This window comes from Bradyrhizobium sp. Kon58, from assembly GCF_055807455.1.
On the sequence record NZ_JBVVOT010000015.1, the window covers coordinates 57,847 to 73,054 of the forward strand.

At 61.1% G+C, this 15,208-nt stretch carries 15 protein-coding genes and 1 pseudogene; 12 read left to right on the forward strand and 4 right to left on the reverse strand.

Going from position 1 to position 15,208, the window contains the following annotated elements; all coding sequences use genetic code 11:
* Positions 1 to 20: 20 nt before the first annotated feature.
* Entirely contained in the window at positions 21 to 263 is a 243-nt protein-coding gene (locus AC0L20_RS23435; protein WP_473292615.1) for a cytochrome C oxidase subunit IV family protein, read from the forward strand.
* A 150-nt stretch (positions 264 to 413) separates the two neighbouring features.
* On the opposite strand, the gene AC0L20_RS23440 is transcribed toward AC0L20_RS23435, so the two are convergent.
* Complete coding sequence (locus AC0L20_RS23440; RefSeq protein ID WP_473292617.1) at positions 414 to 1,127, reverse strand: PRC-barrel domain-containing protein; 714 nt, start codon at positions 1,125 to 1,127, stop codon at positions 414 to 416.
* A gap of 363 nt (positions 1,128 to 1,490) precedes the next feature.
* Between AC0L20_RS23440 and AC0L20_RS23445 the strand changes: the two genes are divergently transcribed.
* Complete coding sequence (locus AC0L20_RS23445) at positions 1,491 to 2,303, forward strand: Crp/Fnr family transcriptional regulator (RefSeq protein ID WP_473292620.1); 813 nt, start codon at positions 1,491 to 1,493, stop codon at positions 2,301 to 2,303.
* Positions 2,304 to 2,402: 99 nt separating this feature from the next.
* Here the strand turns inward: AC0L20_RS23445 and AC0L20_RS23450 are convergent.
* Both AC0L20_RS23450 and AC0L20_RS23455 read right to left on the reverse strand, forming a co-directional pair.
* A pseudogene (locus AC0L20_RS23450) lies at positions 2,403 to 2,577 on the reverse strand (DUF1328 domain-containing protein).
* A 215-nt stretch (positions 2,578 to 2,792) separates the two neighbouring features.
* Complete coding sequence (locus AC0L20_RS23455; protein ID WP_473292622.1) at positions 2,793 to 3,170, reverse strand: response regulator; 378 nt, start codon at positions 3,168 to 3,170, stop codon at positions 2,793 to 2,795.
* A gap of 361 nt (positions 3,171 to 3,531) precedes the next feature.
* On the opposite strand from AC0L20_RS23455, the gene AC0L20_RS23460 reads away from it, so the two are divergent.
* The 4 genes from AC0L20_RS23460 (at position 3,532) to AC0L20_RS23475 (ending at position 8,836) form a co-directional block, all read left to right on the forward strand.
* Positions 3,532 to 3,816: a BA14K family protein gene (locus AC0L20_RS23460; protein WP_473292849.1), complete on the forward strand. Its 285-nt coding sequence runs from the start codon at positions 3,532 to 3,534 to the stop codon at positions 3,814 to 3,816.
* A 74-nt stretch (positions 3,817 to 3,890) separates the two neighbouring features.
* On the forward strand, positions 3,891 to 4,643 hold the full coding sequence (locus AC0L20_RS23465; protein ID WP_473292624.1) for a PRC-barrel domain-containing protein: 753 nt from the start codon (positions 3,891 to 3,893) through the stop codon (positions 4,641 to 4,643).
* Positions 4,644 to 4,727: 84 nt separating this feature from the next.
* Positions 4,728 to 6,110 carry a DUF2254 domain-containing protein gene (locus tag AC0L20_RS23470; protein WP_473292627.1) on the forward strand — a complete coding sequence of 461 codons (1,383 nt, stop codon included), beginning with the start codon at positions 4,728 to 4,730 and terminating at the stop codon, positions 6,108 to 6,110.
* 377 nt (positions 6,111 to 6,487) lie between these two features.
* A complete protein-coding gene (locus tag AC0L20_RS23475) occupies positions 6,488 to 8,836 on the forward strand; it encodes a membrane-bound PQQ-dependent dehydrogenase, glucose/quinate/shikimate family (RefSeq protein WP_473292629.1) in 2,349 nt (782 codons plus the stop codon).
* Positions 8,837 to 8,941: 105 nt separating this feature from the next.
* Here AC0L20_RS23475 and AC0L20_RS23480 read toward each other — a convergent pair whose 3' ends face one another.
* Positions 8,942 to 9,208: a helix-turn-helix transcriptional regulator gene (locus AC0L20_RS23480; protein ID WP_473292632.1), complete on the reverse strand. Its 267-nt coding sequence runs from the start codon at positions 9,206 to 9,208 to the stop codon at positions 8,942 to 8,944.
* Positions 9,209 to 9,332: 124 nt separating this feature from the next.
* Between AC0L20_RS23480 and AC0L20_RS23485 the strand changes: the two genes are divergently transcribed.
* The 6 genes from AC0L20_RS23485 to AC0L20_RS23510 all read left to right on the forward strand — a co-directional run bounded on the left by AC0L20_RS23485 (position 9,333) and on the right by AC0L20_RS23510 (position 15,051).
* Positions 9,333 to 10,184, forward strand: coding sequence for a hypothetical protein (locus AC0L20_RS23485; RefSeq protein ID WP_473292635.1), 852 nt, complete (start codon positions 9,333 to 9,335; stop codon positions 10,182 to 10,184).
* Complete coding sequence (locus tag AC0L20_RS23490) at positions 10,181 to 10,675, forward strand: hypothetical protein (protein ID WP_473292639.1); 495 nt, start codon at positions 10,181 to 10,183, stop codon at positions 10,673 to 10,675. The genes AC0L20_RS23485 and AC0L20_RS23490 overlap by 4 nt, the downstream gene beginning before the upstream one ends.
* A gap of 21 nt (positions 10,676 to 10,696) precedes the next feature.
* The gene (locus AC0L20_RS23495; RefSeq protein WP_473292642.1) at positions 10,697 to 11,248 is read left to right on the forward strand and encodes a hypothetical protein; all 552 of its coding nucleotides are present in this window, start codon (positions 10,697 to 10,699) and stop codon (positions 11,246 to 11,248) included.
* On the forward strand, positions 11,245 to 12,063 hold the full coding sequence (locus tag AC0L20_RS23500; protein ID WP_473292645.1) for a metallophosphoesterase: 819 nt from the start codon (positions 11,245 to 11,247) through the stop codon (positions 12,061 to 12,063). The genes AC0L20_RS23495 and AC0L20_RS23500 overlap by 4 nt, the downstream gene beginning before the upstream one ends.
* Entirely contained in the window at positions 12,060 to 13,625 is a 1,566-nt protein-coding gene (locus AC0L20_RS23505) for an AAA family ATPase (protein WP_473292649.1), read from the forward strand. The genes AC0L20_RS23500 and AC0L20_RS23505 overlap by 4 nt, the downstream gene beginning before the upstream one ends.
* 151 nt (positions 13,626 to 13,776) lie before the next feature.
* Positions 13,777 to 15,051: a DUF2130 domain-containing protein gene (locus tag AC0L20_RS23510; RefSeq protein ID WP_473292651.1), complete on the forward strand. Its 1,275-nt coding sequence runs from the start codon at positions 13,777 to 13,779 to the stop codon at positions 15,049 to 15,051.
* Positions 15,052 to 15,208 lie beyond the last annotated feature (157 nt).

Consider the following 15,208-nt stretch of genomic DNA (forward strand, 5'->3'; position numbering starts at 1 on the left):
GCCTGTGGGCGAGAAACCTCTTGATCTGGGCAGCGCTCCTCGCACTCCTCGTGCTCAGCCTCGTCGCCGCCTATGTTCCCATGGGCCGAATGACAGCAGCCAGCGGCATCATCATTGCGGGGGTGAAATCGACCCTCGTCGTCTTGCTCTTCATGGAACTCGCCTCAGCCAAGCCGCTGGTCCGGATCGCGGCGATCTCGGGGCTTGTTTTCGTGATCGCGATGTTCGCATTGACCTTCGCTGATGTTCTCGCACGCATCTGACGCACGGGAGCAAAGCGCCCTGATGCAGCCACGTTCGAACGCAAGCTTGGGAGAGGAGAACATTCGCTGCGCTCAAAGGCGTGACTGCACCAGTTCGCTCGTGAAGCCGCGCGCCTCTCTCATGAGGCACACCGCCGGGGACCATTAGGCTCACGAGTTCTGAAACTCCTTCATGTTGAGCCGCAGACCGGCTTTGTTTGCTTGCTCTGCCGTTGCGTAAGGCAGACCATAATAGCTTAGCTTTGGGCTCCACCGCCCCGTTTGACCCGGGTACGGAAAGGCATACGTCCCTCCGCCAACGGACGCCTCGCGGGATATCACAACGGCCGCGAGCTTTCCCCCGCTGTCGAAAACGAGATCGGAGACATAGCCATAGCCTTGGCCTGCCTGCAGCTGCGCATAGTCTCCGATGACCTTGGAGACCGAGAATTCGTGCGGCTCTGCTTGCGCCTGATCAGGGTCAACGAAGAGGCCGTATTCTCGCGACCTCAAATCGGAAAAGTCGGCCACGATAGCTCCTTCGTGGAGCGGGCGCAGCACCCGCTTGAAGGGAATTCGGGAGATGAACTCCGGCTCATCCTTCGTTCTGAAGCCTTCGACGAGCAAAGAATCAATCTGCCCGTCGTCTGCCAAGGTCACGTTCCGGACGGCTCCCAAATACTCACCTTTCAACGAGAACACCGCGCTCCCAAGCAGTCGCGACGCACGGTATCCATTATAGACCGTGCTGGCGAACTGCTCGGACTCCGCCGACTGTTCCGTCGCAGCCTGCGTCGCCGTCTCTGCCCATGCGGGACCCAACAGCACAGAGGTCGAGATTGTACCCACGACAATTGCAAGGGTGATCCTGCTCTTTAGGCCCATTCAGCGCTCCTACGATCCGTCGTGCGAACATTACCATTGATCGTATAATCGTCTCCGATGCGCGAAGTTCTGGCCGCCGGTCAAACGAACGGTCCGCTGCCGTGCCAAGAAGAGAGTGCCGCGACCAATCGGGTACCCGGCCCTTAGGAAACGCCCCGGAGATCCACGCGTGCACATCGAGGCACGCTGTTGCATGCCTCGGCCGACGTACTTCATTCCCTCGCGCATCAAAGGCAAGCTCACGATCCAGGCCTTGAGGACCAGGTCAGGTTTCTCCTGACGAGTCCTCACCTTCAGCCCGACTGTGAGGAGGCCGGCGCGCGCCCCACATCTTGGTGAATAGCCGTTCCAAGGAGACGCGAAATGTTGAGCAACGAACTCGAAAACGTCCTGCCAACGCACAGTCCGACGCCATCTCTCGCGCCGTCACGAGAGCGCGATCAAACGCCGCACGCACATCACGCCACGAACGATCTGGTGCGCCGCCTTCCACACTCATCACGCAGCCGGCTAGTCGAACTCTGCGACGAAGTAACGCTGCGACCGAGACAAATGCTGCAGGAACGTAATGTGCTGTTGCAAAATGCTTATTTTCTTGAAAATGGCGCGGCCTCACTGACTGCCAGAGCCGGAAACTGCCTTCCGGTCGAGATACAGACTGTCGGAGCGAAGGATTTCATCGGCATTCCCCTGATCCTTGGCATGCGCGTTTCCCCTCACCGTTGCATGGTTCAGGTTCCCGGGAGGGCCTTGCGCATCGAGGCAGATGCTTTGATTGAGCTGGTGAGGGGCGATGTCGAGATCCAGAAGCTATTGCTGCGCTACGTGCAGGCCACGCTGATCCAAAGCTCGCAGCTCGCTGCATGTAACTCGCGTCACAGCTTGCAGCAACGACTGGCTCGGTGGCTTCTCGTTGCAGCGGACAAATTGTTCTCCCGTGAAATCCCGCTCACGCATCGATGCATTGCACAGGCCCTTGGAGTTCGGCGCTCAGGTATCACGTCGACAATGGGCGAAATGGAAGCGCGAGGCATCATCAAGCGAGGTCGCGCTCAAGTCGAGATTCTGGATCAGTCGCAACTCGAGCAATTGTCCTGCAACTGCTCTCGCGTGATTTTATCTGCACATGAGAACTCTCTCAATGCAGCCAATGCTCGGCGGACAAGCAATTCGTGATGGATGGCTCAAAAGGCGCGCGTCTCCAGTCGAAGTGGGGCCGCGTGCGGATCACAGTGCTCGCTGTTGCTGGACGTGCCGAGCGCCCGTTTATCAGCGCTAAAGAATCAGCTCCCCCGCAAAGAAGGCGAGGAGCACGAACACCAGAAAAATCGCAACAGCCGCGAAAAACAGCCACTTGGCGATGGTGGATGCACCAGCGGCGATTCCGCTGAACCCGAGCAATCCGGCTACGATCGATATCACAAAGAAGATCAAACGCCCACTTCAGCATGCCAAGCTCCTACGGCCCTCTTTACAGTCGAGGTATGCACAAGTCCGGTTCGGAAGCACACCCACTGCGAAGGTGCTCCGGGCTTGCCTAGCGACAATCGTTCTGGGCATTCGGCGTTCCGATCAGAACGTTTATGCCCGGGAGAAGGTCGGCGCGCCTGCGTACGCGCTACGTCAGACGCCAAGCCACAACGCTATGCGCCCCTGTCGCGGCAATTACGGACCAACGCCATACCAGTCCCGCGGCGAGCCGTGCACAAGCGCATGGCGACACAAGCGATCAATCACATCACGAATTGGAATCGGCTTTTCAACCACGTACCGGGCAAATCGGCTGGGTATCACTTCGCGGCTGTATCCCGTGTAGATCAGGAAGGGGATGCTTCTGTTCAAGAGGAGATCTGCAAATTCGAACGAGGGCCGCCCGTGCAGGTCGACGTCGAGAAGCGCCGCATCGATAGCTGCGTTAGCCGCTGCATGGAAAGCAGGGCTTAGCTCTGCAAACGGGCCAATTGGTTGATGACCGCTGCGTCGGATCTCGACCGCGAGATCGTCGGCGATGAAGTATTCGTCTTCGATTATGGCTATTCGCATTGGGACTCCAATGACCTTGCGGCAAGCCCCTCGAGTCTTGCTTATCGTATGGATGATGCCGCGGTGATCAACCCGGACCCGGATCGTAGACGCATAAGTTGGTCCGCTGCCGCACGGGGCCAGTGGTGCTTCGACCGGAGCCTTGCCGCTGCTGCAGGAAGCAGGTGCTCCCGGCCGGGTACACATACGTACCAACTGTCTCTGCAACGGCACCGCAGCTCGCGCATTTTCTTCAGGTAATGAAAACCGCGGAGATGAGTTTATGAAAGCAAACAGATGGTACGTTGCCGTCGCCGTATTGGCGCTCGCGATTCCGGTCGGAACTACTGCGCAAGCCGCACCTATGTTGGCCGCGAGCGGGATGGCCAAGAACCACGCAAGCCTGGTGGAAGTTCAATGGAGGCATGGCCGCCACCAGGGTTGGCATCGTCATCACTGGCGTGACGGATACCGGCACCGATATAGCCGCGGCTGGGGTCCAGCGTTAGGCGGCTTCGTGGCAGGTGCGGCGATTGGAGGCGCCGTCGCCAACAGCCGGGCGCAAGCTGCCGAGAACAACGCCTACTGCTCCCAGCGATACAAGTCGTACGACCCGAGCTCCGGGACTTACGTGGGATACGACGGAATACGGCATCCATGTCCCTGAGCAAGACGGCGTTCTGCCGGCGCGGGCCGCTACGGACGCCATCAACTTTTGAACTCGAGCGAGGAGATCCATACATGAAGGCGACCTCATTCTTGGCGGCGGCAGTTCTTGTCGGCGCATCATCGCTTGCGATGGCACAAAGCGCTCCGCAAGCTACCGGTCCCGCGGACCATAGCGCAGTGCAGAACTCGAGCCGCAATCAGTCGGCTGACCAACGCGCTGAAAACGGCATGACAAACAAGGGGGGCAACAAGGCGGACGCGGTCCAATCCGACCCTGGTCAGGCAAGCACTCGGCAACAGATGGTCAACGACCTGCAACAGGCAGGTTTCACTGACGTCAAGGTGCGGCCGCAGTCGTTCCTGGTGGAGGCCAGGGATCGATCAGGCAATCCGGTGACAATGTTCGTTGGTCCAAATACGTTCGCCGAGGTGAAAACGGTCGGCGCTAACGCGCAGAAGTCGTCTTCGAATTCAAACTCGTCCAGCAACAGCGCTAACGCAACTTCGGATCGCCCTGGCGGAGTCTTCACGTCGGTGCCGCCGAAGGACGGCCTGAGCTCGCAGTTGATGGGTCTGCAGGTGTACAACAACGCCAAACAGGACATTGGCACGATCAAGGACGTCGCGCTGAACGAGAACGGCATCGACGGCTATATCCTCTCGGTGGGAGGGTTCCTGGGCCTTGGCGACCACTACGTTGCAGTGCGGCCTTCGGCAATCAATCTGAAGTTCGATCATGCGGCCAACAAGTGGACCGCGACCATGGACACGACGGCCGACCAGTTGAAGTCGGCGCCTGAATTCAAGTACCCCAGCAACGGGTAATCTTCTGAGGTGGAGCGGTTGGGCGGAACCGCTCCACCTCCCGGCTGTTGGTTCCAGGTTCGATGTGGTTATGCGGCTCAAAATATGCTCGCCCGCGCTGAAAAACTGCTGGCTGACCTTGGCGAGACATTCTGGCTGGTGCCTATACTCATGGTGCTTTCCAGCCTGATCGGCGCCTTTACTCTCGTTCATGTTGACCAAAGCGATGCGGTCTCCCTATCAAATCTACAGGGCTGGATGTACGACGGCGGCGCGACCGGCGCTCGCACCCTGCTCGGCACCGTAGCCGGCGCCACGATCGGTGTCGCGGGAACCGTGTTCTCGATCACCATTGCCGCGTTGTCTCTCGCTGCAGGTCAGATGGGGCCGCGACTGCTGCGCAATTTCACGCGCGATCGCGGCAATCAATTCACGCTGGGGATGCTGCTCGGCACCTTCTGTTACGCTCTCGTCGTGCTGAGAAGCGTCCGGACAGAGCCGGAAGGCGGCTTCGTCCCTCATCTATCACTGAGCGTTGGAATTCTGCTCGCATTGGCCTGCGTGGGGACGCTCGTCTACTTCGTCGGTCACGTCGCCGGCCGGATCAACGTTGAGACTGTCGTCGAACTCGTCAGTGAAGACCTCCGCAGCGCTATGCGCCAGCTAACCGTCCAGGATCCGCAGCCGAAGCCTCCGCCGAGTGAGTACTGGATCGGCTCCCTGCCCCTGAAGGACTCGCGGCGCGGTTATCTGCAGCATCTGGACGAAGAGGGCCTGGCCACCTGGGCGGCCAAGCATAGAGCCACCATTCGGCTGTTGATCGGCCCCGGCGACTATGTTTTTCCGGGAGCGACCGTCGCTCTGGTTAATCCTCCCGTCGACGGCGCCGAAGCGGCTATCCGGAATGCGACGGCGCTGGGCGCAACAAGCAGCATCGCTTCCGATCTGCGCTTTGCCGTTCGGCAACTCGTCGAAGTCGCGGTGAGGGCGCTTTCGCCTGGCATCAACGATCCACATACCGCCCTCTCGGTCCTGGATCGGTTGGGTGCGGCGCTCTGCGATCTCGTACCCCTGCATCTGCCATCAGGAGTGTCGATCAGAGGAAGTCAGCCGGTGCTGGTGGTGCCGCATGTGCAATACGATCAACTGCTCGGGACGATGTTCCATATGATCCGGCAAAGCGCAGGCGCCCAGCCTGCAATATCGATCCGAATGATTGAGGTGATGACACAAGTCGCAAGCTCCGAGCGCGACCCCACCCGGCTCTCGGCGCTCTCCCACCACGCCGACCTCGTCCTTGCAGACGCTCGTCGCCTGATTGCCGCTCGCAGCGACAGGGAGGATGTCGAAGGTCGACATCAGCTGTTTACTCTGATGGTCCGGGCAGGTCCGATGGGGCAATTCACCGAACAGGTCTTGCCTCTAGCGGGCGACGATGATCCGCCAAAGGCTATCGCTGAGACAGTCGCCTTTCGATCTCAGCGTTGAGTTCGGCGCCGCCAGGACGGAATAGGCGGCGACCCAGAGCCATATCGTCAACACGGCAACTGCGCCGAGCGAGCCGCAGGTCTTTATGATAGGCAGCGAACGTATTCACATACGTTGAGAATGCGTAGGACCCCGAAATCAAGATAGCCGAGCAGAAACGAATTGCCCTTCTCTTCGGGCTGCTCACGGTCGCTTGAGCTCATCGCCTCCCCGAGCCAACGGCGCTCCGTGGTCCGGAAGCGTACGAGCAAATGCAGGAACCAAAGCGGCGGACGCACTCTTGGATCTGGAGCAAAGTAATCAACAGATGACGAGTAACCGGCATGGCTCAGAGATATCGTGCACCAGATTGGGCGGCATTCACTCTCGGTGGAGTCATGGTTCTGATTGGCCTCGTGCTCGGAGCCGGCGGAGCATGGCTGCTTTGGTTGGGAGGCTCCTTCTATTATCTGCCCAGCGGAATCGTCCTGATCGTCTCGGGTCTCCTGTTGTCCCGCCGGCGCGTTGAGGGCGCATGGCTTTACCTTCTGCTCTTCCTGCTCACCCTCGCCTGGGCGTTCTGGGAAGTTGGCGCCAACGGTTGGGCCTTGGTGCCGCGGACTGTCGGGCCGGCCATTTTGCTGATCGCCGTCATGGCGCTCACGCCGAAGCTTCGCCCCATTCGCCACCAGTATGAAGCTGCGGCGACAATCGCTGCGGGGCTTGTACTGCTGATAGCCACAACTGTGTTGATGACCGGGGCTTTTCGGCCGGCAAGCGCCGCTCCTCGCGTCATGCCGTCTCCGACCGTCGCGATGACCGATCCTTCGCCTCTGAAGACTGGCGCAGATTGGCCTGCCTATGGCGGCAGCTACAGTGCGCGCCGCTATTCGCCGCTCGACGAGATCAACTCGACGAACGTCGCCAAGCTCACCAAGGTCTGGACCTTTCACACGGGCGACTTGCCCACCAAGAATACAAAGGGCACATACGGCGCAGAGAACACGCCGCTGAAGGTGGGGGATAACCTCTACGTCTGCACGCCCAAGAACATCGTTATCGCCGTCGACGCCAAGACCGGCAAGCAGATCTGGCGATTTGACCCGCGCGTCCCGGACGAGTTCATCCCGTACACTGCAGCTTGCAGAGGCCTTGCATATTACGAACTGTCCAATGCCGATCAGGGCGCGGCCTGTCAGAGCCGCATCATCGAAGGCACGCTCGACGCACGCCTGATCGCAATCGACGCGAAGACCGGCAAGCGTTGCGAGGCATTCGGATATGACGGACAGGTCGACACCGCGACGGGCGTCGGCCGGCACGATCCCGGCATGTTCGCGATTACCTCGGCGCCCACGATCGTTCGCGGCGTCGTTGTCATCGGGCATGAAGTGCTCGATGGGCAAAAGCGGGACGCGCCCTCGGGTGTGATTCAGGGATATGACGCGCAAACGGGCGCGTTGCGTTGGGCCTGGGACATGGGCAAGCCGGATGCAAGCGCACCGCCGCAGGTTGGACAAACCTATACCAGGGGCACACCCAACATGTGGACGACCGCCTCCGGCGACGAGGAGCTGGGACTCGTCTATCTGCCGCTTGGGCTTTCGGCCGTGGACTACTGGAGCAGCAGCCGCTCGGACCGCGAGAAAGAGTTCGCGACATCGCTGGTCGCGCTCGATGTTGCGACCGGCAAACCCGCCTGGCATTTCCAGACCGTGCACAATGACGTCTGGGACTACGATCTCGGCTCTCAAGCGACGCTGGTCGACTTCCCGACGGACAATGGCGCGCCGGTGCCGGCGCTGGTGTTGCCGAGCAAGCGCGGCGACATTTTCGTGCTCGACCGCCGCACGGGCAAGCCGCTCGTCGGCGTCGAAGAGAGGCCGGTGCCGCAAGGCGGCGTGGAGCCTGCGCAGCGCGCCAAAACCCAGCCATTCTCGCTTTACCACACGCTGCGAAAGGCCGATCTCACAGAGCAGGACATGTGGGGCATGTCGCCCATCGACCAAATGATCTGCCGTATCCAGTTTCGTCAGGCGAGCTACAAGGGCATCTTCACGCCACCCACGGCCAGCCCGCACTGGATTGAATATCCAGGCTATAATGGCGGCTCCGATTGGGGCGGCATCGCCATCGATCCCGTACGCGACATCATCGTTGCCAATTACAACGACATGCCGAACTATAATCGGCTGGTGCCGCGCGACGAGGCCAATCGTCTTGGTTGGGCGCCGCGGGACCAGGCGCGCGGCGAAATCGGCGGGCAGGAAGGCGCGGGTGATCCGCAGCTCGGTTCCCCCTATGCGATCAACGTCAATGCCGGCTGGCGGCTGCCGGGCACCGGATTGTTGTGCAAGCAGCCGCCCTATGGCGGAATTCGCGCCATCGATCTGAAGACCGGCAAGACGCTGTGGGATCGTCCGTTAGGTGAGGCCCGGACGAACGGCCCATTCGGGATCCCGTCGATGCTGCCGATCACGATCGGCACGCCTAACAATGGCGGCGCGGTCGTGACTGCCGGCGGCCTGATCTTCATCGCAGCGACGACCGACAATCTGATCCGTGCCATCGACATCAAGACCGGAAAAACTGTCTGGAAGGACGTGCTACCTGCCGGCGGCCAGGCCACGCCGATCACCTACGAGGCCGGCGGCCGCCAGTACCTCGTCATCATGGCCGGCGGTCATCATTTCATGGAGACGCCGATCGGTGATTCTTTGGTAGCTTACTCGCTGCCGAATAAGTGATTGTATTCCAGTTCCTACTGTGCGGCGCTCCGAGTGCACCCGGCTGAGCTACCCACGTCTGCTCTGCGGCGACGCCACCAATCAAGCTCGATAGCGTCCTCGTCGCTATTTGTCCGCCTCACGTGCGCAGATACCGACGGCGCGCTCTTCGATGAAAAGAAACTCGATTCCGAACTCTTCAAGCGCATTTCGAAAGTCACGAAGGGTCCGCGGTTGAGGCGTGCGTTTGCCGTTCTCAAAGTCTTGGATTGCGCGGCGCGTAATTCCTGTCTTCTGGGCAAGGTCGTCTTGGGAGAGATCGAGCCACGCCCGGGCGGCCCTCACCTGCTGGGCCGTAATCGTCCCTGAGGACGTGAGGGGCTTCTTAACCATTCCGGAATCCGAGCCAGAAGAGCGCTTCTTGCCTCTTGTGCAAAAAGCGACGTTGTGCCATTAATGGGAAACACATCGCATATTGCACGAGCGTTTTATCGATATCCAGAAGGAGCCATACACCATGAAGGTTGAGTCGCACATCATCCCCTCTGTTTCTGACGCTGCGCTCGCCCAGGCCGCGAAGACGGTTGTAGCCAATGCGGTCTCGACCGCCTTCAACGAGGATCCCGTCATCGGCCCCGATCTGTCTCGCGCGATCGCGGTGGTCAACTCGGTCGTCAAGCGGCACGGCCACTTGCTTGAGAGCACGCTCGCCAACGCACTCGCTGCCAGTGGGCGCTTCGACGTGCTCGTCGAAGTCGCGATCCCTGTGACAGATGCCGCGCAGGAACTTCTCCTGGCTCGTAACTCTGCGGAGGATCTGGCGCGAATCAACATTCGCGCCGATGCGTCGGCCGAGCGCATCGTGACCATCGATCTCGTCGTGATCGATGCGGAGGTGGGCTGGGCCGGTGCCTACGAAATTAAGCGCGGGAACGGCGCGATCGATGGTCGCAGCCGGCGCCCTATCGAAAACGACCTGAAAGCCACTCGCATGGTGCTCTCGAGCTACCTTGCAAAGCGCGGCTACCCGAACATCGCGCGCGTGACGACCGGCGTGATTGACTACTACGGCGGCACGGGCTTCAGCAAGGAACTGAAGATCGGCCGCGATGACCTGGACAGCCACTTCGGAGTGCCGGTGCGCCAGACGCTGGACAGGTCCACGACCTGCCTGCGGACGGCTCTGCACAGCGAACTCCCCTACCTCTTCGCGACCGTCCTCGAGGCCATAGGCGGCGAAACGGTGAAGCAGCAGCCGCCCTCGGCTCGGACAACTGTCCCTCAGGACGACCATTTCGGGGCCGAGAGTGCACTGATCAAGATCATCAACGCGCGTCCGGCCGGCCCCGGGCCCCGCAGCCGTCAGTGACCGTGAAGATGCCACGCGAGCTGATGCCGGTAACCCCAGGAGGAGCGCCTTTGAACCACATCGACAATGATGGCCCTGAACGGCACCAGGAGGTCACAAGAGAGCCGTGGCCTCGTGTCCTGAAGTACTGGCGGACGATTTCGGCCGAGGCGTTCGACGACGCGACCAAGGCCGAGGTGATCTCGTTCGTGCAGGCGACGACCACGACCATCCCGCAGTTGCAGCGCGCCATCTCGGGCGATGCAGATGCCGCTATCGGCATGGTCATGCACCGCAAGACGCCCAGTGCAATCGGCGTCAGGGTCGATTTCCCGATGACGCTGTTGCTGTCGTGCGCCTTCGAAGATCCCGGCGCGGCGCTCGCGTTGTCTCATAAGCTTGGCGAGATGCCGCTTGAGGCGCGCCTCCGTACGAAGCTCGCGACGTCCTGGCAGGTCGCCAGCTTGCTGTTGTCTTTGCGCCGCCCCCCGAATGGCCGCTCGCGCAACTAATAGAGCGAAGACCGAACGTTCATGCTGAACAATGAGAAAGAGTCCATGACACCCGCGGTGACCGGTTCCGCAACGATGGTTCGGTTGGCAGCTTACGGCCCCGCAGGTGCACGTTCCTGGCCATTCAAGGCGGAGGACAGTTCACCGCTGGCATGGTGGCGGAGGCTCCCGTCACAGGCGTTCGGCGAACCCGAGCGCCTTCACATGGGCGCAACGCTCGAGCAGATCAACGTACTGCATGCCGAACTCGATCTTTTGGCCGCGCTAAAGGGCGACGCGGCCGCCGCCATCGAGGTCACGTTCACGCTCATGCCGATGAGCGAAATCTCACTGAGGACTGACATCGCGATGACTGCGCTCCTGCGGTGCGCCCTGGAGCGCAACGCGGCGGCATCCCTGGTTCTGGCTCAGGTCTTGGGCTTGACTGACCTCGGCCATCCCTATGCCGGGGAGCTCGCAACCGCATGGCTCGCCTACGGCTGGCTGTGCTCGGAAAATCCCCGCGAGTTCAGCAATGCGGCGGCCGTGCTGCTGACCGCTTTCCAGGATCGTGAGCGGGAGCAAGATGAATGAAGATCCAGATCTTCTCCGACCTCCATGGCGACGTGCATCCGGTCAAGCCCATCACGATATTGCCTGGCGTCGACCTCGTGATCGTCGCCGGGGATACCTGCGAGAGCGCGATCCGCGCCTTCGAGTACCTCCGTCGCGTCGTGCCAATGCACATCCCGATCGCGATGGTGCTCGGCAACCACGAATACTACCGCCACTGCATTCCCGAAGAAATCGCGTCCGCCCGTTCCCAGGCGGCCTCCTTCAACATCTATCTGCTGGAAAACGCGACCGTGATCTTGGCCGGCCGGGACGGCGAACGAGCGATCCGTGTGGTCGGTGCCACGTTCTGGACCGATTATCTCGCTTTCGGCAAAGCCAATCAGTTCGGGGTGATGAACACCTGCGCGACCGGCATGAATGATCACCGCCTGATCACCTGGCGGAAGCAGCCGTGGCGCCGGTTCAGGCCCCAGGAAGCAGCCTTGGTACACCGCGAATCTAAGGCGTACCTCACTGGTATTTTGGCGACACCATTCGACGGCAGCACCGTGGTCGTCACTCATCACGCAGTGCACTGGAATTCTGTGCACCCGAAATTTCAGAGCGATCCCCTCACCGCTGCCTTCGTCTCCGACCAGAGCGCGCTGATCGAGCGCTTTCAGCCGACGCTGTGGGTCCATGGCCACGTCCACAATTCGTCGGACTATCGCGTCGTCGGCGGCGGCGGCGGCGGCGGCGCCAGCGTCGGCGGGGCGCGGATCATATGCAACCCGCACGGCTACGGATCCGAGAACGATGCCTTTAACGGCGCCATGGTGGTGGAAATCGAATGAGCAACGCCGGCGATGATGGCGACGATTTCGAGCTGCCGGCGGTCGCACGCGATGATGTGTTGACCGGCGCGGCAGCCGATTCGGCCGATTCCGAGAATCACCTAAAAAACATGCCCCGTATTCTGCGTTACGCGAAGCTAGTCGGAGACCACGCCAGGCACGTCGAACAGCGCCTGATTGCCGAGATCGACGAGCTCTGCCCGGATCTCGCGCTGAACACCGCTTGGGCGGTTGCGCTGGATGTTGACACTGGGCTTGCGCTTGCCACCGAGCTCGATCGTCGCGCGGCGCAATATAACGATCCGAACCTGCGCAGCTTGTCAGATTGTGTGCGGTTGCTTTGTTTACCCGCGACGCGAGGGGGTCTTCACTTCCAGCATTATTTTCGGGTCGCAAAGGCGCTGCTGCTGTCCTTCGAGATCATTCGCGACCGTGACGAACAACTGTGTTGCGAAATGGAGCGGTTCGCTTTTGGCTGGGCGGCACTGCCTGCGTGCGCTCACATATCCGTAGGGCACGCCTCCGCCGCGGAAAATGCGCTCATGCTCGGCTCGAGCATGGTCGAACATCGCATTGCTGCTGCCTGGCGAGAAGCCATTCAGGCGCAGAAGGAAAAGTTGCGCTCGATTGAAGAGGCCGAGCAGGAAAGAGCCGAGATCTCGCGCGAGACTCCAGCTAAGGAGGAGACCCTGCCGTCTGATCATCTTATCGTCGCTCGTCTGAGCGCCGACGAGATGAAGAACATCCGGCTGAAGGAAATTCTCGCTTCGCTGAAGAACGTCGTCAACGTGCCGCTGCCGCTCGTCATGGTGCCGCCGCTGCACGAGGTGCGCCGCAAACTGCTGCTCGAGTTTCCTTATGCAGAGCGCGTCATCGACTTGGTCCTATCTGATCTTATTGGCCGCCGCATCGTTCAGCTCCGTCCGATGATCCTAGTCGGGGAACCAGGCGGAGGTAAAACGCGGTTCGTTCGAAGCTTGGGCCAGGCTCTCAACCTGCACGTGTGGCGCACTGATTGCTCTCGGGGAGACGCAGCATTCGGCGGTACTGACCGTCGCTGGCACTCTGCCGAACCCTGCCATCCTCTTCTCGCGGTGGCCCGAAGCAAGACGGCCGGGCCGTTGGTGCTGCTCGACGAGCTTGAAAAAGCGCCCTCCAGCGCGAACTCGCCAGGCCGGCTGTGGGACTGCCTGTTGAGCTTCACGGAGCCGGAAACGAACGCGCGTTATCCCGATCCCGCGCTGCAGGTCAATGTGGATTTGTCGCGACTTTCTTTCATCGCGACCGCCAACAACCTGGACCCGTTGCCGAGCCCGATCCGCGATCGCTTCTTGGTCGTGACGTTCCCGAAGCCGGGCGCTGCCGATATCGATTCCTTGTTGCCCGCTGTGATGGTGGATCTCATCAAAGAGCGCGGGCTGGATCAACGCTGGATGCGGCCGCTCGACGAGAACGAACGCGTCGCCGTTGCCAAGCTGTGGCAGGGCGGCTCTGTGCGGCGGTTGCGCCGCATTGTCGAGGTCATCCTGCGCGAACGCGATCTCACTGCCACGAGGAATTGATATGAGCCGAGAGCCCCACGAGAAGCCCGCGCCCCACCGAGCATCGCCGCTGCCACGGCCGCCGCGATTGCCGGGGATAACGCCGGCCGAGATCGCGGATGATGCCGGAAACAGAGATACACTCACAGCTCACCATCAACGGACCAATCGCGTGAGCGACCCCCAGATCACCTGCACAAAGTGCGGAACCGAGATCAAGCTGACGGAGTCCCTTGCGGCCCCGTTGATCGTCGCCGCGCGCAAGCAGTTCGAGGCGCAGCTCGCGGCCAAGGAGGCCGCGTTCAGGCGCCGCGAAGCGCAGCTGCGTCAATCTGAAGACGATCTGGCCAAGCTCCGCGAAACTGTGGACGAGCAGATCGCGGCCAAGTTGACCCTGGAACGCGACGCCATCGCGGAGGCGGAAGCCAAGAGGGCCCGCTTGGCCCTCGCTGATGATCTTGGTTTGAGGGACCGGCAGCTTGCCGACCTGCAACAGCTGCTTGCCGCAAACGATGCCAAACTGATCGAAGCTCAGCGCACCCAGGCTGAGATGCTGCGGAAACAGCGTGAGCTCGACGTCGCCAAGCGCGAGGTCGAACTCACGATCGAGAAAAAGGTGCAGGAGAACCTGGCCGCGGTGCGCGACAAGGCGCGGCTCGAAGCCGAAGACGCGCTCAAGTCAAAAGTCGCCGAAAAGGAGGCCCAACTCGCGGGCATGCAGCGGCAGATCGAAGACCTCCGTCGCAAGGCCGATCAGGGTTCGCAGCAGCTGCAGGGTGAGGCGCTCGAAGTAGAGCTCGAATCCCTGCTCCGGAATCGCTTCCACAGCGATCTGATCGAGCCGGTGCCGAAGGGCGAGTTCGGCGGCGACGTGGTGCACGGCGTGGTCTCCGCCGGCGGCCAGCGCTGCGGCACCATTCTGTGGGAATCGAAGCGGACGAAGGCCTGGAACCCAGCTTGGCTCGGCAAATTGCGGGATGACCAGCGCGCCGCAAAGGCGGAGCTGGCGCTGATGGTCTCGACCGTTCTTCCCAAAGGCATCGAGGGCTTCGACCTCCTCGAGAATGTCTGGGTGGCAGAGCCCCGCTTTGCAATCCCGCTCGCTGTTGCACTTCGGCAGTTGCTGATCGACGTCGCCACAAGCCGCCAGGCCCAGAGTGGTCAGCAGACCAAGACCGAGATCGTGTACAGCTACCTGACGGGTCCGCGCTTTCGTCACCGCATCGAGGCCATCGTCGAAAAGTTCACCGAGATGCAGAAGGACCTCGATCGCGAGCGCGCCACCATGTCGCGTATGTGGGCTAAGCGCGAGGAGCAGCTCAGAGGCGTGCTGGAATCGACTGCGGGCCTGTACGGCGATATCCAGGGCATTGCCGGCCGCGCTATGCAGGAGATCGAGAGCTTGGACGTGCTCATGATCGAGGCGAAGGGCGAAGCTGCTAAGTAATCGGTATCAGGGTGAGCGATCGCATCTTCTAACGCTTCAAGAACCGCCGAGGGCTTACGGACCAGGCTGACCGCCTGGTGCGTCGACTGAGCGTAAACCTGCGCGACCTAAACACCTGACCTTAATCGATATCAAACTCACGCAATCGGGCGTGTAC

Coding starts and splice junctions, on each gene's coding strand:
- AC0L20_RS23505 (WP_473292649.1), top strand. CDS start 12,060: ATGAGCAACGCCGGCGATGATGGCGACGATTTCGAGCTGCCGGCGGTC.
- AC0L20_RS23460 (WP_473292849.1), top strand. CDS start 3,532: ATGGCCAAGAACCACGCAAGCCTGGTGGAAGTTCAATGGAGGCATGGC.
- AC0L20_RS23440 (WP_473292617.1), bottom strand. CDS start 1,127: ATGGGCCTAAAGAGCAGGATCACCCTTGCAATTGTCGTGGGTACAATC.
- AC0L20_RS23470 (WP_473292627.1), top strand. CDS start 4,728: ATGCTCGCCCGCGCTGAAAAACTGCTGGCTGACCTTGGCGAGACATTC.
- AC0L20_RS23465 (WP_473292624.1), top strand. CDS start 3,891: ATGAAGGCGACCTCATTCTTGGCGGCGGCAGTTCTTGTCGGCGCATCA.
- AC0L20_RS23495 (WP_473292642.1), top strand. CDS start 10,697: ATGCTGAACAATGAGAAAGAGTCCATGACACCCGCGGTGACCGGTTCC.
- AC0L20_RS23485 (WP_473292635.1), top strand. CDS start 9,333: ATGAAGGTTGAGTCGCACATCATCCCCTCTGTTTCTGACGCTGCGCTC.
- AC0L20_RS23445 (WP_473292620.1), top strand. CDS start 1,491: ATGTTGAGCAACGAACTCGAAAACGTCCTGCCAACGCACAGTCCGACG.
- AC0L20_RS23480 (WP_473292632.1), bottom strand. CDS start 9,208: ATGGTTAAGAAGCCCCTCACGTCCTCAGGGACGATTACGGCCCAGCAG.
- AC0L20_RS23475 (WP_473292629.1), top strand. CDS start 6,488: ATGGTTCTGATTGGCCTCGTGCTCGGAGCCGGCGGAGCATGGCTGCTT.
- AC0L20_RS23455 (WP_473292622.1), bottom strand. CDS start 3,170: ATGCGAATAGCCATAATCGAAGACGAATACTTCATCGCCGACGATCTC.
- AC0L20_RS23500 (WP_473292645.1), top strand. CDS start 11,245: ATGAAGATCCAGATCTTCTCCGACCTCCATGGCGACGTGCATCCGGTC.